The following is a 22786-nucleotide window of genomic DNA, read 5'->3' as shown; positions in this document are numbered from 1 at the left end:
AAACATGTTAAGTCCAATGTTATGGTTGTCCGCAATCATACCACAAAACAATTAAACCAAGTTGTAAGTCAAGTTTATTCAGAATTTACGGGATTTAACCTCGGTTGTCCGCAATCGTACCACAAGAATTTTTGCACAAATCTCCTCATTGGTTTTATTTACCTCAATTCTGCGTTAGGGATTGACGCAATTGTTTGAGCTCTTCGTCCGGCTCAGACGGACGGAAGCGAGTGCAGAAAGCCCGCCTATTCCATCGAATAGGAACGCCCAAATTCCAAACCTTCTCACACTAATTACTGAATAAAGATGTATAAAATTCAAAGTTGGGGAATTATAGATGCATTTTTTAAGAAAAAAAAGATTTTAACGGTAACGCGTGCTTTTATACCTATTTTTGTTGCTGATAAGGTTAGAGATTCTTAAATTTTATGATCGCACGCTTACAAACTTTTTTAAAGAAACACAGTTTAATTTCGATTTATTCATTTGTAATAATCATATTATTCATTGGGGTTTACGCGCACACAGGAACGAAACATATTCCGAAATTAATTATCTACACAATCAGTCTTTTTGCGACATATTTTCTTTTGCATAGACTTGGTTTAAGAAATTTTGGCGCACGAAGTTTCGATCGGTTGAAAAATAGGTCTACCAATCATTTATTAAACTATTTTCTTATTGGAATTACAGCACTGGTTTTTTTAGGAATTATTGGACATCTTTTATATTTAGGCAATATTCCTGTTTTAGAAGCCTTTGATGCAGTCGACCGACATGAGGCCGCAAAAATAAGGCGAAATATTTCAGCAGGCAGTCCTCGTATTTTAAACTATTTAGTTTCGTTTAATCTTCGTGCCCTTATCCCCTTTTTAATTCTCACTCTATTAATTAAACAAAAAGAGCGATTATTTTGGATTGTATTGCTAGTAGCAAGTTTTTATTGCTTTTCGCTCATGCAGAAAAGTTTGATATTCACGATTATCATTCCTGTTTTTATATACGCTCTCTTCAAACGCAAAATTTGGCATATCCTTGCCTTCATTTTAATTATTTCGTTGGTCATAATAGGTCAATTTACTGCTGCAAACCCAAGTAAGGTTGTCGTTGAAAATTCTATTGAACAAACAATAGGAGACGAAGAAATGATTCCAGATTCCGAATTAAATAAAACGATACACAACAGACCGCTGGACGAAGTTGCAGTAATAAGCAAAGATTCGATTGCGCAAGAGGTTGACACTTCAACATTAGAGATAGTTGAAGTGAATGATGATCGATTTATCGCTCGATTTTCAGGAAGTATTTTCAGCCGAATAGCTTTTTTACCCGGTAAAACTGTTTCTGAATGGTTTGAAATCATTCCTTCTAAAATGCCTTTTTTACATGGAGATGGTTACCGAATTATTGCTCGTATAAAAGGAACTCAGTTTAGAAATTATTTTTTAGAACTTTATGCGGTGATGTATCCTGAGCATGCTGCAAATGGTTTAAAAGGAAGCGTGAACACGGCCAGTTTTGTTCTTGATTATGCAAATTTTGGTAAGGCAGGTTTAGTTATGGGAGGAATTATACTTGCATTATTCTTAGTTTTCATTGAAATCTTATTTAAAGATGATTTCATTCTAAAGTTAAGTTTAAATGCTTTTCCCGTTTTATTACTGAGTTCTACCTCTATAACGATTGCATTGTTTTCAGGAGGATGGGGATTAATATTATTACTCTACTTTGTATTTTTTGGGATTTCAGACAAGGAAAATATTTAGTCTTTTTGGGATTGTATCAGGTCTTCAATTTTTTTATCATGTTTGCGCGCGGCACTGTAAATTAACGCTCCATAAAAGAAATAGGCGATAACATCTATAGCGACGATGATGATAACAAAATCCTGAATCGCCATATCTTCAATGAAGAACAAGCAAATCGTCATCAAAAAATAAGTGGCCTGCCAAATAGCTACAAGTTTTAATTTTTTGAGCCCTACCAATGTCATGGATAATGGCGAAACAATAAACTTAATGCCATAAGATATGACTAAAATTTGTGTGATTTGTCCAGACAATTCATAGTTATCTCCATAATAAATCGTAGTGATTTCTACTCCAAAAGGCATAACTATGATAACACCTATAATACTAAGTCCTGCCAAAAACATAAAATTGTTACGTATAAATCGCATGATTTTCCGATTATTATTCACGTCATCCACAATTCTTTGATAAAGTACTTGTGATAAGGAGATTGAAATTAATCCTAACGGGATTGCTAACATTTGTTGACTTCCGTCAAACTGACCTAATATTGCATCACCATATAAAATTGCGAATAAAAAAACGGGAACTCGGGCACTAATGACGTTTAGAACATTTGGCAATAAACTATACTTTGGAAAATCGATTTGCTCTTTAAGCTCCTTTAAAACCTGTTGTTTACGATACATTTTAATTTTGCCGCCTGACTTCACATATTGAAAAACAGAAACAATCAAGTTTATTAGATCTCCTATAACCCCTCCATAAATCATTCCTCCTTTGACTAATTTACTTGCAAAACCTACTCGTGCTCCTGCTTCAACCGCACGTCTTGAAACTTTATTAATGACTATACCTCTAAAAAATTTTTTCCGTGTCAACCAGTAATTAATCGCAAGGTTAGTGGAGATTAGAAATACACTTATTGGCATCAGCCAAAAATAATTTTCCAACTTTTGAGATAATCCAGCTGCTCCTAAAAAATGATGGCCAAATAAAAAAAGTAAGACCAAAAATAAGAACGATGAGCATAAGTTAATAAATACCGTTCCTGTTAAAATGTGTTGCGACGCACGATCTGATTTAGGAATCATGATACTAGCATCATATTTCAGGCCTGCAATGAGCGCCACAATGCTGACAATACTAAAATACTGTGCAAACAAACCGAATTCTACATCACTGAATGTTCGTCGTAAATAAGGTTGAAATGCTAACGGCAATACTTGAGCTAAACCCGACCCAACTACGAGTAAAATTGAATTTTTAGCATACTCAAATCTTTTTGCCATTTTGCATTTTAATGAGCAACGAAGTTACACAATTTTATTTCAAAATTTTAGTCAAAAACATTAGCAAAACCAATACCACAAACTAAATAGTCAGTTAGGTGTGAAATTGTACGCAACATCTTTTTATCTTTGCTTTCGTAAGTATGATGAGCAAACCAACGCAAATAACAATTGCCCACCTCACAAGTGCGCATTCAGATACTGATATTAGGATATTTCACAAAGAGTGTCAGAGTCTTAAAAAAGCCGGATATAATGTAATAGAAATAACATTAAAAGGTCAATCGCGTATTGAAAACGGAGTTGAAATTCGCTCGGCAAATTATGAGCCAAAATCGAGGTTTGATCGTATGCGAAAAGCTTCGAAACAAATCTATGAACTTGCTTTAAAGTCGAATGCAGACCTATTTCATTTTCATGATCCAGAATTACTTTCGGTTGGTCTTAAGTTAAAAAAGGCAGGAAAAAAAGTAATTTATGATGCCCATGAAGATACACCGCGTCAAATCTTATCCAAGCCTTATCTTAATCGACCTTTAAGAAAATTGATCAGTTGGGGATACGAAAAATACGAAAACTACATTGCTAAACGCTTGGATGCCATAGTGGTTGCTACTCCTTTTATTGCCAATCGTTACAAAAAAATTAATGCCAACACCGTCACAATTTGTAACTTCCCCTTATTTGATGAGATCGACTTTGAAGAGGAAAACGAACCAAACAGTCGTTCTGGATTGTGCTATATCGGTGGTATCTCAATGATAAGAGGTCTGAAAGAAATGATTCAAGTTGCTGGGGCAGCCGATGTTGAGCTTAAACTTGCAGGAAAATGGGATGATACTTTAAATCCTCACGTTCATCAACTTAAAGGTTGGAAAAAGGTCAAGCGCTTAGGGTTTTTAAACCGAAAAGAACTCGGTGATTTAAAAAAGTCATCTGTTGCTGGCTTAGTGATATTGTTACCTGAACCTAATCATGTCAACTCCTATCCTATTAAAATGTTTGAATATATGGCGGCAGGACTACCCGTTATAGCTTCTAATTTTCCGCTTTGGAGAGAAATACTGGAATCCACAAAAGCCGGTTTTTGTACTGACCCTTATGACATTGATAAAATCACCGAGCAAGTGAACTACTTAATTGAACATCCAGACGTTGCAAAAAAAATGGGCGAAACAGGACGACAACTCGTCATTGACAAATACAATTGGAATAAAGAAGAAAAAAAACTGATACAACTATATTCTGAAATACTACAGTAGCATAACATAAAAAAACGCAACCTTTTTTATGAACCAACAGCCAACTAACAACTTTATTTATGATACCGTTTATATTGGTTCTGGACCTGTCCACATTTTGGACGCCTGCGCAGAAACGTTAAAAGGTAAAAAGGTATTAATAATTGAAGAGCGAGATAAACCATGCGGAGCTTGGCAAACCGTGAGAATTGATCCGATTGGCGATGTTGAATTGGGATGCCATATTTGGTCTTATAACAAGAAGGTATACAAGTTTATTGCAGAAGCGCTAAACGTTCAGCTCGACAAAATGACTCCTCAACCCATTATTATTAATGGTAATTCAAAGTTGAGTTACGATCACAAAATGGCAATTGGCGTTTTCAAGGTGTGCGCAAACCTCATTAAGAAAAGGGATTTTAAAGGGCTCGTTAAATTTATCACTCAACATCCCGCAGCGCGATTCCCTATTATACCTAAACATTACTTATACCCCAATCGTGGTTCGAAAGAATTTGAAGAAAAACTTGTCCAATTATTAGCAACTAATAAGGTTCCTGTTCAACTAAATTCTAAATCTATAAGCGTTGAATACACTAATAATACTTGGAAAATATCACAAGAAAACGGAACCTTTTTACAAACCAAAAATGTACAACTTACCACACATGCTAACTTGAAAAACATCCTTGTTAATCAAGTTAAAATCCCTCAAGTATACCATAAAACAACCTTTACCCACTATCATCTTATTATAAAAGGTAAGCCGGCTAAGCCATTTTCTTATATTCGAATTATGAAAGACCCGTTGATTCACCGCGTCAGTGATATCAGCTCTCAACTTTCGAATTTAAACACGGGATTATCGGTAATTCTGGTTGGTGTTTTTGCCGAAAAGCTTAATGAAACATTAAAACCTCTGGATTGCATTCGGGCGAAATTAATTGAATTAAAGTTGATCACCGAGGCACAAGAAATAATCAATTATCATTCAAACTCATTCTCATCGCAGCAAATGGATGCGAGTACAAGAGAACAATTAAATCGAGCTATTCCTTCGCTAAGGTTTACACAAACCACCGACTTGATTTATGGTTTCCACCAACATTTGGCTCGGTGGAAAAAAGAAGGATTACTTCGACAAGACACCAAATAGAACGTAACGCCATGATTTTGGAATTGCCCGGAGAATTATTCGATCTATTTTAGCGAGTAACCCACGCTGTTGTTCTGTTCTTCCAAAAACGGCAATAAAACCTTGTGTTTTGAACTGTTTTTTTGTGAATTTAGCGTAAAAATAATCATCATTTTTGAGATCGAAATAACGCCAATAGTCATTCCATTTCACATATTTCTGTCTAAAAGCTTGATGCAACTTAGAGGCCTTTAGATTTTCAGCAAATAATACAAAACCATGTTTTTTAAGGACACGATGCATTTCATCAAAAGCATTTTTTTGCTTATTCTGTTCAGATAAAGCCCCTAAAACACTTTTAAAAACGACTAAATCAAAGGTTTCATCAGCAAAACAATCGAGTTTGCTGACATCCACACCTTCTACATATTCAATCTTATTTTGAACATCATATTTACGATGCAATTCATAAATGGAACTTGGAAACTCACGAAAATCTGTACAGGTAACATGACACCCCTTTAAAGCAAAGAAGAGGCTCAATCCGCCTCCTCTTTCACCAACCGTTAAAACCTTTAACCCTGGTTTAATATCACAATGTTCTTCCCAAAAAGGTACGACTTTAGACCATGTTTGAACATCCCATTCAAACACTTGATCTATTGTCTTTTTTGAGAATTTACTTTGCATAATGTACTGCTCGTTTCTCTCGAATTACGGTAACCTTTACCTGGCCAGGATAGGTCATTTCATTTTGAATTTTTTGAGATATAATAAATGATAGTTCATCAGCTCTTTGATCATTTACTTTTTCACTTTCAACCATCACTCTCAATTCTCTTCCGGCTTGAATTGCATAAGATTTGATCACTCCATCGAATCCAAGTGCGGTGGTCTCTAATTCTTTTATTCGCTTTATATACGATTCAGCAATTTCTCTACGTGCTCCAGGACGTGCACCAGAAACGGCATCACAAACTTGGACAATTGGAGAAATCAATGTTGTCATTTCAATTTCATCGTGGTGAGCACCAATTGCGTTACAAACATCAGGCTTTTCACCGTGTTTCTCAGCTAACTTCATACCCAATATTGCATGCGGTAATTCTGGTTCATCTTCGGAAACCTTTCCAATATCATGCAATAAACCAGCTCTTTTCGCCACTTTCACATTTAGCCCCAGTTCGGCAGCCATTATCGAACATAGATTTGCCACCTCGCGTGAGTGCTGCAATAAATTTTGACCATACGAAGAACGATATTTCATTCGGCCCACCATTCTCATCAACTCAGGATGTAATCCATGAATTCCTAAATCAATACATGTCCTTCTTCCTGTTTCAACAATCTCTTCATTCAATGACTTTCGAGTTTTAGCAACCACTTCTTCAATTCGCGCTGGATGTATTCTACCATCAGACACCAATTGATGTAAAGCCAAACGAGCCACCTCACGTCTGACAGAATCAAAACAAGATAAAATAATTGCTTCAGGGGTGTCATCTACAATGATTTCGACACCTGTTGCTGCTTCTAAAGCCCGAATATTTCGTCCTTCTCTACCAATAATTCTACCCTTCATTTCATCGCTTTCAATTCGGAAAATTGACACGGAATTTTCTATCGCTTGTTCGGTTGCTACCCGTTGAATGGATTGAACGACAATCTTTTTTGCCTCACTTGATGCCGTTAGTTTAGCTTCATCAACGATTTCTTTGATGTAAGCCATAGCATCCGTTCTAGCCTCGTCTTTCAAAGCTTCCATCATCGTTGTTTTCGCTTCATCAGGTGAATATCCAGAAATCTTAGATAATTCATTGACTTGCTTTTGATGAAGTTTTATGATTTCACTCTTTTTTGCTTCAATCACTTCTAACTGCTCTTCTAATTCCTTTTTCAGGTTTTCAGCTTTTTTATCTTTACGATTAAGCTCTTCTAGTTTGTGATTCAACTTCTTATCCTTAGCCTTCGTTTTATCCTCTAAACTTTGGATATTTCTCTCCCGATTTCTAACTTTTTCTTCGTGCTCTTGCTTGAGCTGCAAAAAACGTTCTTTTGCTTGTAAAACTTTATCTTTTTTAATTGCTTCGCCGTCAGCTTCAGCCTCTTTTAAAATGTTTTCTGCTTTTCCTTTTAGGATGCTTTTTTGAAGCAAAAAAGTAATTAATCCACCGGCAACCAATCCAATCACTGCCGCGATAATAATATTTGTAATTTCCATATCTATGTAAAATAAGTATTGTCCATCTCCCCTAATCTGACCAAATTATTGTCAGGGAAATGAGTAAAAAAATACATCCATTGAAGAGCACGATTTTAAAAATCTATCTTATCAATGATTTTCCGAAGATCTTCGTTAAAAGTGTTAGAAGCCTGTGAGTTAGTTTGATTACCTTGTTGCACCGTAATTTGCAATGCTGTCATTGCGAGCAAATCCTGCATATCTTTTACGGCATAGCTGCTTTGTAATTTTTGGATGTTTGAATTTATCCGATCAGCAGCTCTGCGAATGGCAGCCTCCTCTTCCCTTTTTATTGTTAAAGGATAAGTCCTACCTGCTATTATTATTTTGAGTGATATCTTATCCACCTGTTCTTACACTTTTAGTAACGAAATACAACGATCTATTTCCTTTACCATTTCCCCTATCTTGAATTTAAGCGCTTCCTGATTTTCACCTGAAGTTCGCTCAAGTAACTCATCTCGCTCCTGCTCCAATCCGTTTATCGATTGTTGTTGCTCAGCAATTTTTGCTTCTAACGTCCCAATTACACGTTCCTTTTCATTCAAATTGGCTTTTAACACTTTCACTTCAGAAAGCATTCGCACAATTCTACCATCCAATTCTTCTAGTAATTCTTTCGTTTCAGACATGATTTTCCATTCAAAATAGTCGATACAAAAATACGATTCAGAAAGCCAATTTCAAAGAAAATTTTAAGGATTTATCAAAAAGAAATTTTTAATAATAAAAAGAACTTTTATCCAAGAATTACAGACTTGGAATTAATTTTGTACATCCCTTACTAAATCATGACGCATGAAGTATCTATTTTTATTTCTTTTGGTTTTCAATCTATCCGTTTTTGGACAAACCTATGCACCCAAAAACATAGCTTATGAATCGTTGGATTTAGGGGCTCCTATGGACATCCCATTAATTCTTGCTGGGAATTTTGGTGAAATGCGTTCAAATCATTTTCACACCGGACTTGACATAAAAACACAAGGTGTTGAAGGACATAAAATTAAATCCATAGCGGACGGATATATTTCTCGTATACGAGTTTCTCCATGGGGTTACGGAAACGCCATCTACATCGACCACTTAAATGGCTTAACAAGTGTTTATGCGCACCTCAGTACTTTCCCAGCAAAAATAGATTCCCTATTTCGAAAAAAACATATGGAAAAAGAAGCCTATGTGTTGGATGAAATCGTGCTTGATGATTCAATTTTTGTTAGAAAAGGTGAACTGATTGCATTTTCAGGAAATTCAGGAAGTTCATCGGCCCCACATTTACATTTTGAAATTAGAGAAACAGCTACAGAGCACGCATTAAACCCTCTTCTCTTTAAAGTTTATCGCGATGCTATTTCGGATAAGATTAAACCAAAAATAAGCGGGTTAAAAATTTATGCTATTGATTCAAACGGTTATATGATTCCAAATAAAGCCATCTATCTTACAGCAAAAAAAGAGGGCAATAACTATACAGTAAACAATGACCAAGCAATAGATTTAAACTCAATTATTACAGAACACAGCCAACTTGCCTTTGGCATTCATACAACAGATAAATTAGACGGTGCTCATAATGTTTGTGGGGTTCACCATACGGTCGTTCAAAAAGAAAATCATGTGCATCATGAGCAAAAAATAGACTATATAGATTTTGCCGCAAATCGCTACATGAATTCGCATAAAGATTATATTGAAAACAAACAAAATAGAAGAAATATCCACAAGCAATTCACCACCCTTTTGAACCCTTTACCAATCTACATTAAAAACAATGGAAAGTTTGACTGGCAAAGCTGTGGAGGAACCTACACTTTTGATGTATATGACATCCATAAAAACAAGTCAGTCTTGCATGTTAAAATCGCAACACCCAATCCAAAAGCTGCATCAAAAAACCCTTTTGAAAGCAACAATTATTATTTCCCCCATGATGTAAACACCTTAATAAAAGAGAACCTGCAGGTTTTATTGGAACCCGGTACTTTTTACGAACCTCTTCAAAAAATTTATCGTGAAGACACCCAATCAACTTATCTTAGCGCTATCTATCAATTTGGAGAATACAGTATTCCGGTGCAAGAAAAGTATGACATACGAATTAAAACACCAGTTCTACCAAAAGACTTTCCAGTACACAAGCTCGGAATTGGTCTAATAAATGATCGTGGTAACTTAAGTTTTTTGGGAGGTTCATATATCGATGGATGGGTAGAGGCTCATCCTAAAAATTTCGGCCAATTTGTGTTAACAATCGATACAATTCCACCAACAATTCAACCCTTAGATTTTAAAAATGAAAAGGTTATTACAAAATACAATACGCTCGAACTATCTATCAAAGATGACCTTGCCGGCATCATGGAATACAAAGCATACTTAAATGGAAAATGGGTATTAATGATCCATAATAGACGTAAAAAACGATTCATCATTCCATTAGACAAATACAGTAAACCGATTTTGGAAAAAGGGAAAAACAAAATTCGAATTTCGGCCGTGGACTATAAAGGAAATAAAACCGAAAAATCGTACGTGTTGATTTATTAAAAAACCGTCTATCACATTTGCAATAGACGGTCAAAACGCGAGTAGGGTCGCTATTTTCTCTCACTTCAAATCAAATAAAAAACAAATGAAACCATTCCCTACTTTAACACTAAAAAATTATTCTCCTAAAAATTAACTCATATATCCTCGTTTTTCTCCAGAAACGAATCAATTTTGGTTAATTTTTTCTTAAATCTACTTCCTTTTTATGGACTTCACTTTTTTAGCCTTAATTTTATCTATTAATGAGCAATAAAAATCTACGAACGGTCATCTTTTTAGGAATCGCTTCCATTTTAAGCATCCTTACAATTCAATTTTTTTGGATTAAAAAGAATATTGACTTTCAACAAACTAATATTGCTATTCAAAACAAACAAGACAGCTTGAGTCAAGTTCAATTTAACGATCAGGTTACCATTGCTTTGAAACGCGTTGCCAATGAAATTCAACGAATCAACCAACAACCGGGCGATTTATACGGCAACGTTAAACAACTAACCTCCAACTACTTCACCGTTGAACTACATGACACTTTACACCCATTTTTATTAGAACTTTTATTAAAGCATGAGTTTTATGATCACAACATCACAGAAGACTTTCAGTATGGTATTTATGATTGTTTTTCGGACAGTATAGTTTATGGTGATTATATTCGATTTGAAGGAGACTCCGCTTTCACTAATTTATCGGTTACTGATGAACCCTTAATTGATTCAAGAGCACAATTAAAACTCGATTCAGACCTACATTATTTTTCAGTTGTTTTTCCTACACGAGAAAATATTGCCATTGCTGATCGGCCACATGATGTTACCCCGTGGTATTATTTATTTGCAATCATATTGTTTGTCCTTATCTTTTTTGGCTTTTCTATTTCTGTAATTTTTAAACAAAAAAAATTATCTGAAATTAAAAATGACTTCATCAACAATATGACACATGAACTAAAAACGCCAATTGCAACAATTGGTATTTCTAGTGAAACACTGATGAATATAAATCCAGAAAAATCGGATGATAAAATTTTGCGTTACGCAAGCATAATCTACAAAGAGAATAAGCGTTTAGAATCGCAAGTTGAAAGAGTATTAAATGTAGCCAACTTAGACAAAGGAGAAATTAAGCTAAATCTTTCAACCATAAACCTTCATGAAATAATAGAAGAAGCGAAAGAGAATTTTGAGTACAACCAACTAGAAGAAAGGGGCGGACAAATAAACCTCAAACTAAATGCTGAATATGCCGTGCTAAAAGGAGATGTCGTTCATATTACAAATATTGTAAACAACCTGATTGACAATGCGATAAAATATTGTGACAAAATACCGAATCTCACGATTAAAACGACCAATCAAAAAAACAAAATTATAATACAATTTTCGGATAATGGTAAAGGGATTTCACGGGATAACATAAAGTACATATTCGATAAGTTTTATCGTGTACCCACAGGCAACCTACACGACGTTAAAGGATTTGGATTAGGATTATTTTATGTCAAGACTATTGTCGAAGCACATAATGGCACCATTCATGTTAGAAGTAACCCTGGAAAAGGGAGCGAATTTAGTATCGCTCTTCCTTTAAAGTAAAATACAATGAGCGAAAAAATTAAAATTTTATTAGTAGAAGACGATTATAATTTAGGATTTGTTATTCAGGACCAATTAAAATCGGAAGGATATGACGTTACCTTATGCACAGATGGCGTTGAAGGATTAAAAACTTTTAACGAAGGAAAATTCCAAATGTGCATTCTCGATGTCATGATGCCTAAAAAAGATGGAATAACTCTGGCGCAGGATATTCGAAAAGTTGATCATAAGATTCCAATCCTTTTTCTGACTGCTAAAAACCAAGTTGAAGACCGTATTGCAGGATTTAAAGCTGGAGGTGACGATTACTTGACTAAACCATTCTCTACTGAGGAATTCCAGCTACGGATAAAGGCTATTCTCAAACGTGTAAATTTAATAGAAGATGATGGCGTTCAGACACAATACCAATTGGGCAGCATTCTTTTTGATAGTGAAAATTTCAAACTAATTTTCCCAGATCAAACCGAAAAAAAGCTCACCAAAAAAGAGGCTAAAATATTAAAACTTCTGGCTCAAAACAGAAACAAGGTACTCACTAGGGACATAGTACTGAATGCCGTTTGGGGTCAAGATGATTATTTTGTCGGGAGAAGCTTAGATGTATTCATCACAAAACTTCGAAAATATCTTAAATCAGACGAATCTGTTTCCATAAACAACATTCATGGCGTTGGCTTTAAATTAGAAGCCCCAGAAAAATAAGGAAGAAAAATTTGAAATTCATTTATCAAGACTTTCATTATCTTTGCTCAAAATTTTACCAAATGAAAAAGAAATTATTGTTCGGATTAATGATTGCTGGACTAGCATCATTAAACTCATGCGGAAACGCAAACGAAAGTGAAGCAAACGAAAACGCTACTGACACAACAGCAACAAACGCTCCAGCGGAAACTCATGAAGAGGAAAGCACAGAATTAGCATTTGACGGAGTAGACAAAGGTGATTATACCTTGTATGGTCATACTGAAATTGAACCGAATGGAAATGCCATCACAGTTACTGAAATGAATGACTCGATTGTTAATTCTGGTGGATTTGAAGGAAAAGTAAATGTAAATATTGACGAAGTTTGTCAAAAAGCCGGTTGTTGGATAACGTTTAATAATGGCGAAGCAAAATCTGTTCGCGTATTCTTTAAAGACCACTTTACTATTCCTACTAACACAGCAGCAGGAACAGAAGCAATTTTATACGGTAAAGCCGTTGTTGACACTTTATCTGTAGATTTCCAAAAACATTTATTGGATGACGCAGCTGAAAGTGGAAAAGAAGTTGCTCAAGAAGAGTATGACTCTATTACTGAGGATTTAATTGAAACTACTTTTGAATGTGAAGCAATTCTTGTTAAAAAGTAATCACTAAACACTCTAAACATATTAAAAACCGGTTCTTTTGAATCGGTTTTTTTATTTATACATGCTCCAAAATACGCTGGGTTGCTCCCTGATGTTTTTGCATATATTCAGCAACTTTTTTCGCTTCAAATTTATCCATTAATTCTTTCAAGCACTGTTCAAAGTCTGCAGCATTAGCTACCTCAAATCCAATCCCAGCATCCATAAATAATTTCGCCTCAAAAAACTTTTCATGTTGATTTCCGAACACTACAGGTACGTTAAAACTAGCCGGTTCTAGAATATTGTGCAACCCTGTACCAAAGCCTCCTCCTACATAAGCAATTGTTGCATATTGATAAACATTCATTAACATGCCAATATTATCAATAATTAAAACAGTTGCCGCTCCATCTGATGTGTTCATTTGAGAATATCGCACAACTGATTTTGTAATTTGTTTTTGAAGCTCAACAATTCTATTCTCATGAATTTCATGCGGTGCAATAATTATTTTCCAATCGAAATCCGGATGATTAATAAATGGTAAGATCACTTCATCATCGGCTTTCCAAGAAGATCCAACAACGAGCACCGAAGAATCTCCTACAAAGTTTTCTATCAACGGTATACCCTCCACTTTTTCAGCATTCGAAAGCACCCGATCGTATCGAGTATCCCCCGCAACAATACTCTGAATCCCAATCCCATTCAATAATCTATGTGACTTTTCGTCTTGTGTAAATATCTTATCGAAGCATTGTAAAACAGAACGCATAAATCCCCCATATCTTTTAAAAAAGATTTGCTTTTCTCTAAATACAGCTGCTACTGAATAAAGTTTTGCACCTCTCTTTTTTGCTTCAAAAATAAACTGCGCCCAAAATTCATATTTCACAAAAAAAACAGCATCCGGAGCAATGGCATCTAAAAATCGTGTAACGTGCGACTTTCTTTCTAATGGTAAATAAATCACAAGATCAGCTAAATCATAATTACTGCGAATTTCATAACCAGACGGCGAGAAAAAAGTAAGCACAACCTGGCAGTCTTCCGTAGATTTCAAACCTTCTATAATCGGTCTCCCTTGCTCAAATTCCCCAAGACTAGCGCAATGAAACCAGTACAACGTTTTTTCCTCACGTTTCCAGTTATCGAGCTTACTCCAAATGGCTTTTCTTCCCGCTACCCATTTTCTAGCTTTCGGATTCCATAGCGCCGCAATTCTAACTGCCAGTTCATACAGTCGAACACCGATAAGGTAAATGAACTTCATTAATCAAAATAATATTGTCCTCTTGTACGTTGCGCAATAGGTATAATCCAACCAACTTTGAAACCATACTGTAAGTCAAAATAATTTTTATTATCCGGTCCACCAAGATCAAAATTATAGTTTCTTACGTTTTTCGTAAAACTCTGAGTCATCTCAAATCCTGCATAAAACTTTAATAAGCGCCAATCTGACTGGTATAAATATCCGATAAATTGTTTAGCGGATGGCCCCATTGTTAGTCGATCATAACCATATTTCATGTCTCCTTCAATTTGCGGCACTTCATCATAAATCGATTCGATTCTGATTTTATGTGCAAAAAAGCCAACACCTGCATTCACCCATAATCCCGAATTAGGATTATTACCCAGACGATTAAAAACGTATCCAACCGAACCATAAATTGTCATCCCTCTCATCAACAATAAAACATTCGCAGGTGAGCCACTTAAACTCGTTATTGTTCCTTTTGAATTAAATACATCTTTAAAAACCGTAGAATCACGCAAACCTTTACCAAACAAAAAGCCTCCACTAACGCCTACCGTAAGGTTATTCTTGAACTTATAGTCAATATCCAAACCTAAACCATTATGAAACCCCCAACGGTCAGCTAAATCTGCACCGGCCCATGCACCTTTATAGTTAGCACTCATCATAAAAGTACGTTGAGTAGAATCACGAAGTATTTTTTGCCCAATCGAAGTTGAAATTCCTAGAGCGAGAAAAAAGAAGATTATTTTCATATCACAAATTTATAAAAAGCACGTTAATGAAACGACACAGTGCCAATATTATTGGCTATATTCGCAAAGTTTTTAGAAAGGTATTTTTACAAGTAGAAATACCCCATCACACGTTAAACGAACAGAGAGATGAAAAAAATACAAATGGTTGATTTAGTCACCCAATACGAAAAAATAAAAGACGAAGTCGATCAAGCAACACAAAATGTGTTTCAAACCGCGCAGTTTATCAATGGACCTGAGGTCAAATCATTTCAAACAGAATTAGAAGATTACCTTGGAGTAAAACATGTTATCCCATGTGCAAATGGTACAGATGCCCTTCAAATCGCCTTGATGGCACTTGGCTTGGAGCCAGGAGATGAGGTAATTACAAGCGATTTTACCTTTGCAGCAACAGTAGAGGTAATTGGTTTACTAAAATTACAACCTGTTCTTGTTGATGTAGATAGAGATACTTTCAATATTTCAATTGCTGAAATTGAAAAGGCAATTACACCAAAAACCAAGGCTATAATACCCGTACACCTATTTGGGCAATGTTCAAATATGGATGCAATTATGGCGCTTGCAAAAAAACACAATATAGCAGTAGTTGAAGATACAGCCCAAGGAATTGGAGCCATTCATACTTCAGCTGATGGAACTAAGAGGGCTGCAGGAACTATTGGTGACATTGGTACAACATCATTCTTTCCTTCAAAAAACTTAGGTTGTTTTGGTGATGGCGGAGCTATTTTCACGAATAACGATGAACTTGCAGTTATCCTTCGATCAATAGTAAATCATGGAATGGGTAAACGTTATTATTATGACCGTTTAGGCGTTAATTCACGTTTAGACTCTGTTCAGGCTGCTGTATTGAGAATTAAACTGAGACATTTGGATGACTATATTGACGCACGTCAAAAAGCAGCAGCTTATTATTCTGAATTTTTCAAAGATGATAACCGAGTGGAAACACCAAAAATTGCTGATTATTCCACCCATGTATTCCATCAATACACCTTAAAAATTAAAGGACTTGATCAGTTTGGGCTACAGGAATATTTAAAATCAAAAGACATACCTGCTATGATTTATTACCCTGTACCGTTACATACACAGAAAGCATACGGAGCAGATGAATACAATCATGATGATTTTCCTGTAACCAACGAATTATGCGAGTGTGTAATCTCATTACCAATGCATACCGAATTGTCTGAAGAACAATTAAGTTATATTTGCGAATCGGTAAAATCATATTTAAAATAATCCGCTTTTATAAAGCACGGAAAAAGAAAATTATAATTTCATGAAGAAAATAGCTGTAGTAGGTTCAGGATATGTAGGTCTTGTTACCGGTACATGTTTTGCAGAAACTGGAAACCAAGTAATCTGCGTTGATATAGATGAAAAGAAAGTAAAAAAAATGCAAGATGGTGAGGTTCCCATATATGAACCTCATTTAGATGTTATTTTTGAACGTAACATTAAGCAAGAACGATTAACTTTTAGCACTGACCTAAAGTCGGCGCTAGACGAATCCGAAATTATATTTTTAGCGCTTCCAACACCTCCGGGAGAAGATGGTTCTGCTGATTTAAGTTATATACTCGGTGTAGCAGATGATATCGGGAAAATGATTAGCGATTACAAGGTAATTGTTGACAAATCAACTGTACCTGTAGGAACAGCAGAGAAAGTTCATGCTGCAATTGCAAAAAATGCGACTGTTGACTTTGATGTTGTTTCAAACCCAGAATTTTTAAGAGAAGGATTCGCTGTAGATGATTTCCTAAAACCTGATCGCGTTGTGATTGGAACGAGCTCTGAAAAGGCGCGAAGTGTAATGCGTGAACTATACAAACCATTTGTTAGACAAGGAAATCCAATTTTATTCATGGACGAAAAGTCAGCTGAACTTACAAAATATGCTGCAAACTCTTTCTTGGCTACTAAAATCACGTTCATGAACGAAATTGCAAACTTCTGTGAAAGAGTTGGTGCAGATGTAGATGCAGTAAGAATTGGAATTGGATCTGATACTCGTATAGGAAAGCGTTTTTTATTTCCAGGTATTGGTTATGGTGGATCTTGTTTTCCGAAAGATGTGCAAGCTTTAGTGAAATCAGGAAATGAAGCCGATTATAAATTTGAAATTATTGATGCCGTTTTACGTGTGAATAATATTCAAAAATTAAGGCTTGTTGAGAAACTTAAAAATCATTTCGGTGAGCTTAAAGGTAAATCCTTTGCTTTGTGGGGATTAGCTTTTAAACCCGATACAGACGACATACGTGAAGCTCCGGCTTTATACATAATTGATGCCTTAACATCAGCGGGAGCAACCATTACGGCTTTTGATCCCGAAGCAATGGAAAATGTGAAAGAGCAAAAAGGAGATATTGTAGAATTCTCAAGTAATCAATACGATGCTCTCGACGGAAAAGATGCACTCATCATTGCAACCGAATGGGGCGCATTCCGTAATCCGGATTTTAACCAGATTAAAAGCAGATTAAACCAACCAAAGATATTTGATGGCCGTAACCTTTTTGAACTTGAAGAAATGAAAGGAAAAGGGTTCTATTATGAAAGTATCGGAAGAGAAACAATAACCAACTAAACATGGCAAATAGAAAAAGAATCCTTATAACAGGTGCTGCAGGTTTTTTAGGTTCGCATTTATGTGATCGTTTCATTAAGGACGATTATCATGTAATTGCAATGGACAACCTGATTACTGGACGATTAAAGAATATTGAACATCTTTTCCCATTAGAAAATTTTGAGTTTTACAACCACGATGTAAGTAAATTTATTCACGTCCCTGGAGAGCTGGATTTTATCCTCCATTTTGCTTCTCCTGCAAGTCCAATCGACTATTTAAAAATTCCTATTCAGACATTAAAAGTTGGATCTTTAGGAATTCATAATTGCTTAGGTTTAGCTAAAGCAAAAAATGCACGACTGATGATTGCTTCAACTTCTGAAGTGTACGGTGATCCACAGGTGCATCCACAAACAGAAGATTATTGGGGACACGTTAATCCAATTGGACCACGCGGTGTCTACGATGAAGCCAAGCGATTTCAAGAAGCAATGACAATGGCTTATCATACATTCCATAACGTAGAAACGCGAATTGTTCGAATTTTTAATACTTATGGACCAAGAATGCGTTTAAATGACGGTCGTGTTTTACCTGCATTTATTGGACAAGCGCTAAGAGGTGAAGATTTAACGGTATTTGGAGATGGGTCACAAACCCGATCGTTTTGTTATGTTGATGATTTAGTGGAGGGAATTGTTCGTCTACTTCACTCTAACTATAGTCAACCTGTAAACATTGGAAATCCTAACGAAATATCTATAGGTGAATTTGCCGAAGAAATTATTCAACTAACGGGTACCGACCAAAAAGTAATCTACAAAGACCTTCCTGCTGATGATCCAAAACAGCGTCAACCGGACATTTCGAAAGCAAAAGAAATTCTTGGTTGGGAACCTCAAATTGGTCGGGCTGAAGGATTAAAAAGAACATATGAATACTTCAAAAGTTTATCCGAAGATGAACTGAATGAGAAGGATCACTATAATTTTGATAAATTTATCGTAAAATAAGCATTTATGGCAGAATATTTTGCGCATGAAACAGCAGTCATTGACGAAGGATGTGTAATCGGTGAAGACACTAAAATTTGGCACTTCTCGCACATCATGTCGAACTGTTCGATTGGAAACAGGTGTAACATCGGACAGAATGTTGTAATTTCACCCCAAGTCATTCTAGGGAATAATGTTAAAATTCAAAACAATGTTTCGGTCTACACGGGAGTAATATGCGAGGATGATGTTTTTTTAGGACCTTCAATGGTTTTTACAAATGTCATAAATCCGCGTAGCTCTGTTAACCGTAGAGGTGAATACCTTGAGACTGTAGTTAAAAAAGGGGCGTCTATTGGAGCTAATGCAACTATAGTATGTGGCAACCCAATTGGTGAATATGCTTTTATTGGTGCTGGTGCTGTTGTAACCAAGGAAGTTCCTGCTTACGCATTACTCGTGGGAAATCCGGCTAAACAAATTGGCTGGATGTCTACCTTTGGTCACCGATTAGAATTTAACGAAAATGGACTTGCGACTTGCCCAGAAAGTGGCGAAAAATACAAATTGGAAAATAATAAAGTAACACGAATAGCATGATCAAAACAGATCAAAAAGTAAAATTTGCAGTTGTTGGATGTGGACATATTGGGAAACGTCATGCAACTATGGTTCAACGTAATGAAGAATCAGAATTAATCGCATTAGTTGATGTACGACCGAAAGAGGAATGTGGATTAGAAGATTTTGAAGGAGTCCCTTTCTTTAATTCAATTGACGAATTACTTGCAAGTGAATTGTCTTATGATGTCGTTAATATTTGTACACCAAATGGTTTACATGCACAACAAGCAAAATCAGCTTTAGAAAAAAATCATCACGTCGTTTGTGAAAAACCTATGGGTCTTTCAAAAGACAATTGCGAAAGTGTAATTTATACGGCATTACAACACTCTAAACAAGTATTTTGTGTGATGCAAAATCGATACTCACCTCCGTCTGAATGGATAAAAGAGGTGGTAGAAAAAGAACTTTTAGGCGACATCTTTATGGTGCAATTGAACTGCTATTGGAATAGAGATGAACGTTACTACAAACCTGGTGGATGGAAAGGAACAAAAGACCTCGATGGAGGAACTTTATTCACCCAATTTTCCCACTTTATAGACATAATGTATTGGCTTTTTGGTGACATTGAAAATATCCAAGGTAAATTTGCCGATTTCACGCACCAGGATTCCACTGACTTTGAAGATTCAGGATTCGTAAGTTTTGATTTCATTAAAGGCGGAATGGGGTCTCTCAATTATTCTACTTCAGTTTGGAATGCTAACCTCGAAAGTTCTATGACCATAATTGGTTCAAAAGGAAGTGTTAAAATTGGTGGTCAATACATGAATGAGATTGAAGTTTGTAATATTGAAAATTACGAAATGCCTGAGCTTCCACCATCAAACCCGGCTAATGATTATGGGGCCTACAAAGGTTCTGCAGCCAATCACCATTATATTATTGAAAACGTTGTAGACTCATTGAAAGGGAGAAAGCAACCTACCACCAATGCTTTAGAAGGATTGAAAGTGGTTGAAATAATTGAACGAATTTACGCAGTTAGAGACAAGCAAAAACTGCGCAACTAAAATACTGATAAAAGAAAAAAAATGGACGTAAACATTTATGACAAATTAGTCAATAGAGAAACGAAACTTGCCGTAATTGGTCTTGGTTATGTTGGATTACCAATCGCCTTAGAGTTTGCACGTAAAATTGATGTAATCGGATTTGACATCAACGAAAAGCGCGTGGAGATGATGAAAAACAATATCGATCCAAGTAATGAATTAGAAGCTTCTGATTTTGAAGGGTGTAATATTGAATTCACGGCAAATATTGATGACTTGAAAGAAGCAACGTTCTTTATCGTTGCCGTTCCTACACCAATTGACTCTGGTAAAATGCCAGACTTAAAACCGTTGATAGGCGCGAGTACTACTGTAGGAAAAGCCCTAAAAAAAGGAGATTATGTTGTTTATGAATCCACCGTATACCCAGGTTGTACAGAAGAGGATTGTATCCCTGTACTAGAAGAGGTATCTGGTTTAAAATTCATGGACGACTTTAAAGTGGGTTATTCACCTGAACGAATTAATCCGGGAGATAAAGTACACACTTTAGCATCAATCGTTAAGGTTTCTTCAGGTTGTGATGATTTTTCCGCAGAAGAAATTGCGAAAACATATGAACTTGTTGTTGAAGCAGGAGTACATCGTGCAGCCTCAATCAAAGTTGCGGAAGCTGCAAAAATTATTGAGAACACGCAACGCGATGTAAACATTGCCTTGATAAACGAGTTGTCTATTATCTTCAATCGTCTGGGTATTAACACGTATGATGTTTTAAACGCTGCTGGAACTAAATGGAACTTCCTAAATTTTAGACCAGGTTTAGTTGGTGGCCACTGTATTGGTGTAGACCCTTATTACTTAACACACAAAGCAAAACAATTAGGGTATCACGCAAAAATCATAAACTCTGGTCGTTACGTAAACGATTCAATGGGATTCTATGTAGGTAAACAAACTGTGAAAAAGATGATTGCTCATGGAAAAAACCCGATGGAATCTAAAGTATTAATACTTGGTGCTACGTTTAAAGAAGATGTCAGCGACATTAGAAACTCGAAAATAGTTGATGTGATTCAAGAATTACAATCATTTGCTTGTACAGTGCATGTTGTCGACCCACATGCCGACTCTGAAGAACTATTTGAGGAATACGGATTTTCATTAACAGAAACACCTACAAACGATTATGATGCAGTCATTGTTGCTGTTAATCATAAAGAATATGTATCTTTAACTGAGGCAGATTTTGCTAAAATGTTAACTGGAGATAATGGTATTGTCGTAGATTTAAAAGGAATTTACAAAGACAAAATCAAAACTATCGATTACTGGAGTTTATAAAATGAACACGTTTGAAAAGCATATTTTAATCACTGGTGGAGCCGGTTTTATCGGCTCCCATGTGGTTCGATTATTTGTAAATAATTATCCGCAATATAAAATCATCAACCTTGATTTATTAACTTACGCGGGCAACCTTGCAAATATTAGCGATATTGAAACCAAGTCGAATTACGCATTTGTTAAATGTGACATTCGCGATAAAGTTGCTTTAGCTAAAGTATTTGAAGAGTATGCTATTTCAGATGTTATTCACCTTGCCGCTGAATCTCATGTAGACCGATCTATTAGCGGTCCTTTGGATTTTATCACAACAAATATTGTTGGCACCGCCAATTTGTTGGATGTTGCAAGAACGACATGGAAAGCCGATAACCACATTTTTTATCATGTGTCCACAGATGAAGTTTATGGTTCGTTAGGAACTGAAGGATTTTTCACAGAAACAACCGCTTATGATCCACGCAGCCCATATTCAGCATCAAAAGCCAGTTCAGACCATATTGTAAGAGCCTATGGGCACACTTACAAGATGAATATTAAACTGTCGAACTGCTCCAACAATTACGGTTCACATCAGTTTCCAGAGAAACTTATCCCTTTAATGATAAATAACATTAAAGAAGGAAAACCGCTACCCGTTTATGGAACAGGAGTGAACGTAAGAGATTGGCTATGGGTAAATGATCATGCCCGTGCAATTGACACTATCTTTCATAAGGGCAAAATCAACGAAACTTACAATGTTGGTGGATGGAATGAATTAACCAATATAAAACTCGTACATCTTTTATGTGAGATAATGGATGATCGCCTCGGTCGTGAGAAAGGGACATCAGCAAAACAAATTACTTTTGTCCAGGATCGTGCCGGTCATGACATGCGTTATGCAATAGATGCAACAAAAATTAAAGATGACTTAGGCTGGGAGCCTTCTATTCAATTTGAAGAAGGATTAAACCGTACAGTTGATTGGTATTTAGCAAATGACACGTGGGTAAAAGAAATCACCTCCGGCAACTATCAAGATTATTATAAGAAGCATTACGGTTAAA

22 protein-coding genes are annotated in these 22786 nt (G+C 35.9%); 15 read left to right on the top strand and 7 right to left on the bottom strand.

Going from position 1 to position 22786, the window contains the following annotated elements; translation table 11 throughout:
• Both A8143_RS17120 and A8143_RS05575 read left to right on the top strand, forming a co-directional pair.
• A partial coding sequence (locus A8143_RS17120) for a hypothetical protein (protein ID WP_217494785.1) occupies window positions 1-198 on the top strand: 198 nt, incomplete at its 5' end.
• Window positions 199-428: 230 nt separating this feature from the next.
• Window positions 429-1766: a hypothetical protein gene (locus A8143_RS05575; protein WP_070137819.1), complete on the top strand. Its 1338-nt coding sequence runs from the start codon at window positions 429-431 to the stop codon at window positions 1764-1766.
• Here the strand turns inward: A8143_RS05575 and A8143_RS05570 are convergent.
• Entirely contained in the window at window positions 1763-3043 is a 1281-nt protein-coding gene (locus A8143_RS05570; protein WP_070137818.1) for a lipopolysaccharide biosynthesis protein, read from the bottom strand. The genes A8143_RS05575 and A8143_RS05570 overlap by 4 nt on opposite strands.
• A 143-nt stretch (window positions 3044-3186) precedes the next feature.
• On the opposite strand from A8143_RS05570, the gene A8143_RS05565 reads away from it, so the two are divergent.
• Complete coding sequence (locus tag A8143_RS05565; protein ID WP_083261231.1) at window positions 3187-4305, top strand: glycosyltransferase; 1119 nt, start codon at window positions 3187-3189, stop codon at window positions 4303-4305.
• 28 nt (window positions 4306-4333) lie between these two features.
• Window positions 4334-5440 (top strand): NAD(P)/FAD-dependent oxidoreductase, encoded by a 1107-nt coding sequence (locus tag A8143_RS05560; RefSeq protein ID WP_070137817.1) that lies wholly within the window; start codon window positions 4334-4336, stop codon window positions 5438-5440.
• Here A8143_RS05560 and A8143_RS05555 read toward each other — a convergent pair.
• From A8143_RS05555 to A8143_RS05540, 4 genes are all read right to left on the bottom strand, one after another.
• Window positions 5417-6109: a class I SAM-dependent methyltransferase gene (locus tag A8143_RS05555; RefSeq protein ID WP_070137816.1), complete on the bottom strand. Its 693-nt coding sequence runs from the start codon at window positions 6107-6109 to the stop codon at window positions 5417-5419. The two genes, A8143_RS05560 and A8143_RS05555, sit on opposite strands and share 24 nt — an antisense overlap.
• Entirely contained in the window at window positions 6099-7640 is a 1542-nt protein-coding gene (gene rny / locus A8143_RS05550) for a ribonuclease Y (protein WP_070137815.1), read from the bottom strand. The genes A8143_RS05555 and rny overlap by 11 nt, the downstream gene beginning before the upstream one ends.
• 95 nt (window positions 7641-7735) lie before the next feature.
• The gene (locus A8143_RS05545) at window positions 7736-8008 is read right to left on the bottom strand and encodes a cell division protein ZapA (RefSeq protein WP_070137814.1); all 273 of its coding nucleotides are present in this window, start codon (window positions 8006-8008) and stop codon (window positions 7736-7738) included.
• A gap of 6 nt (window positions 8009-8014) precedes the next feature.
• Window positions 8015-8293 (bottom strand): hypothetical protein, encoded by a 279-nt coding sequence (locus A8143_RS05540; protein ID WP_070137813.1) that lies wholly within the window; start codon window positions 8291-8293, stop codon window positions 8015-8017.
• Between the two features lie 166 nt (window positions 8294-8459).
• Between A8143_RS05540 and A8143_RS05535 the strand changes: the two genes are divergently transcribed.
• From A8143_RS05535 to A8143_RS05520, 4 genes are all read left to right on the top strand, one after another.
• Window positions 8460-10211: a M23 family metallopeptidase gene (locus A8143_RS05535; protein WP_070137812.1), complete on the top strand. Its 1752-nt coding sequence runs from the start codon at window positions 8460-8462 to the stop codon at window positions 10209-10211.
• A gap of 245 nt (window positions 10212-10456) precedes the next feature.
• Complete coding sequence (locus A8143_RS05530) at window positions 10457-11809, top strand: sensor histidine kinase (protein ID WP_070137811.1); 1353 nt, start codon at window positions 10457-10459, stop codon at window positions 11807-11809.
• A gap of 6 nt (window positions 11810-11815) precedes the next feature.
• On the top strand, window positions 11816-12517 hold the full coding sequence (locus tag A8143_RS05525) for a response regulator transcription factor (RefSeq protein WP_070137810.1): 702 nt from the start codon (window positions 11816-11818) through the stop codon (window positions 12515-12517).
• A 62-nt stretch (window positions 12518-12579) separates the two neighbouring features.
• Window positions 12580-13173, top strand: a complete 594-nt coding sequence (locus A8143_RS05520) for a DUF4920 domain-containing protein (RefSeq protein WP_070137809.1) — start codon at window positions 12580-12582, stop codon at window positions 13171-13173.
• Between the two features lie 55 nt (window positions 13174-13228).
• Here A8143_RS05520 and A8143_RS05515 read toward each other — a convergent pair whose 3' ends face one another.
• Complete coding sequence (locus tag A8143_RS05515) at window positions 13229-14428, bottom strand: 3-deoxy-D-manno-octulosonic acid transferase (RefSeq protein WP_083261230.1); 1200 nt, start codon at window positions 14426-14428, stop codon at window positions 13229-13231.
• Entirely contained in the window at window positions 14428-15174 is a 747-nt protein-coding gene (locus tag A8143_RS05510; RefSeq protein ID WP_070137808.1) for a hypothetical protein, read from the bottom strand. Before A8143_RS05510 ends, A8143_RS05515 begins: the two co-directional genes overlap by 1 nt.
• 129 nt (window positions 15175-15303) lie before the next feature.
• Here A8143_RS05510 and A8143_RS05505 point away from each other — a divergent pair, with 129 nt between their 5' ends.
• From A8143_RS05505 to rfbB, 7 genes are read left to right on the top strand one after another with little or no spacing between them, the layout of a single operon-like run.
• The gene (locus tag A8143_RS05505; protein WP_070137807.1) at window positions 15304-16431 is read left to right on the top strand and encodes a DegT/DnrJ/EryC1/StrS family aminotransferase; all 1128 of its coding nucleotides are present in this window, start codon (window positions 15304-15306) and stop codon (window positions 16429-16431) included.
• Window positions 16432-16471: 40 nt separating this feature from the next.
• Window positions 16472-17785 (top strand): UDP-glucose dehydrogenase family protein, encoded by a 1314-nt coding sequence (locus tag A8143_RS05500; protein ID WP_070137806.1) that lies wholly within the window; start codon window positions 16472-16474, stop codon window positions 17783-17785.
• Window positions 17786-17787: 2 nt separating this feature from the next.
• Window positions 17788-18783: a UDP-glucuronic acid decarboxylase family protein gene (locus tag A8143_RS05495; RefSeq protein WP_070137805.1), complete on the top strand. Its 996-nt coding sequence runs from the start codon at window positions 17788-17790 to the stop codon at window positions 18781-18783.
• A 6-nt stretch (window positions 18784-18789) separates the two neighbouring features.
• Window positions 18790-19365: an acyltransferase gene (locus A8143_RS05490; protein WP_070137804.1), complete on the top strand. Its 576-nt coding sequence runs from the start codon at window positions 18790-18792 to the stop codon at window positions 19363-19365.
• Entirely contained in the window at window positions 19362-20405 is a 1044-nt protein-coding gene (locus A8143_RS05485) for a Gfo/Idh/MocA family protein (RefSeq protein WP_070137803.1), read from the top strand. The genes A8143_RS05490 and A8143_RS05485 overlap by 4 nt, the downstream gene beginning before the upstream one ends.
• Before the next feature lie 21 nt (window positions 20406-20426).
• Window positions 20427-21731, top strand: a complete 1305-nt coding sequence (locus A8143_RS05480; protein ID WP_217494784.1) for a nucleotide sugar dehydrogenase — start codon at window positions 20427-20429, stop codon at window positions 21729-21731.
• Between the two features lies 1 nt (window position 21732).
• Window positions 21733-22785, top strand: coding sequence for a dTDP-glucose 4,6-dehydratase (rfbB, locus tag A8143_RS05475; RefSeq protein WP_070137802.1), 1053 nt, complete (start codon window positions 21733-21735; stop codon window positions 22783-22785).
• Window position 22786: the final 1 nt, after the last annotated feature.

The organism is Crocinitomix algicola (assembly GCF_001661595.2).
In the GTDB taxonomy this organism is placed as follows: domain Bacteria; phylum Bacteroidota; class Bacteroidia; order Flavobacteriales_D; family Crocinitomicaceae; genus Crocinitomix; species Crocinitomix algicola.
The sequence above is the reverse complement of the archived record's forward strand: the minus strand, read 5'-3'. Positions and strand labels throughout refer to the sequence as shown.

Coding starts and splice junctions, on each gene's coding strand:
- A8143_RS05520 (WP_070137809.1), top strand. CDS start 12,580: ATGAAAAAGAAATTATTGTTCGGATTAATGATTGCTGGACTAGCATCA.
- A8143_RS05505 (WP_070137807.1), top strand. CDS start 15,304: ATGAAAAAAATACAAATGGTTGATTTAGTCACCCAATACGAAAAAATA.
- A8143_RS05575 (WP_070137819.1), top strand. CDS start 429: ATGATCGCACGCTTACAAACTTTTTTAAAGAAACACAGTTTAATTTCG.
- A8143_RS05485 (WP_070137803.1), top strand. CDS start 19,362: ATGATCAAAACAGATCAAAAAGTAAAATTTGCAGTTGTTGGATGTGGA.
- A8143_RS05525 (WP_070137810.1), top strand. CDS start 11,816: ATGAGCGAAAAAATTAAAATTTTATTAGTAGAAGACGATTATAATTTA.
- A8143_RS05515 (WP_083261230.1), bottom strand. CDS start 14,428: ATGAAGTTCATTTACCTTATCGGTGTTCGACTGTATGAACTGGCAGTT.
- rfbB (WP_070137802.1), top strand. CDS start 21,733: ATGAACACGTTTGAAAAGCATATTTTAATCACTGGTGGAGCCGGTTTT.
- A8143_RS05510 (WP_070137808.1), bottom strand. CDS start 15,174: ATGAAAATAATCTTCTTTTTTCTCGCTCTAGGAATTTCAACTTCGATT.
- A8143_RS05495 (WP_070137805.1), top strand. CDS start 17,788: ATGGCAAATAGAAAAAGAATCCTTATAACAGGTGCTGCAGGTTTTTTA.
- rny (WP_070137815.1), bottom strand. CDS start 7,640: ATGGAAATTACAAATATTATTATCGCGGCAGTGATTGGATTGGTTGCC.
- A8143_RS05570 (WP_070137818.1), bottom strand. CDS start 3,043: ATGGCAAAAAGATTTGAGTATGCTAAAAATTCAATTTTACTCGTAGTT.
- A8143_RS05540 (WP_070137813.1), bottom strand. CDS start 8,293: ATGTCTGAAACGAAAGAATTACTAGAAGAATTGGATGGTAGAATTGTG.
- A8143_RS05555 (WP_070137816.1), bottom strand. CDS start 6,109: ATGCAAAGTAAATTCTCAAAAAAGACAATAGATCAAGTGTTTGAATGG.
- A8143_RS05530 (WP_070137811.1), top strand. CDS start 10,457: ATGAGCAATAAAAATCTACGAACGGTCATCTTTTTAGGAATCGCTTCC.
- A8143_RS05560 (WP_070137817.1), top strand. CDS start 4,334: ATGAACCAACAGCCAACTAACAACTTTATTTATGATACCGTTTATATT.
- A8143_RS05565 (WP_083261231.1), top strand. CDS start 3,187: ATGATGAGCAAACCAACGCAAATAACAATTGCCCACCTCACAAGTGCG.
- A8143_RS05480 (WP_217494784.1), top strand. CDS start 20,427: ATGGACGTAAACATTTATGACAAATTAGTCAATAGAGAAACGAAACTT.
- A8143_RS05490 (WP_070137804.1), top strand. CDS start 18,790: ATGGCAGAATATTTTGCGCATGAAACAGCAGTCATTGACGAAGGATGT.
- A8143_RS05535 (WP_070137812.1), top strand. CDS start 8,460: ATGAAGTATCTATTTTTATTTCTTTTGGTTTTCAATCTATCCGTTTTT.
- A8143_RS05500 (WP_070137806.1), top strand. CDS start 16,472: ATGAAGAAAATAGCTGTAGTAGGTTCAGGATATGTAGGTCTTGTTACC.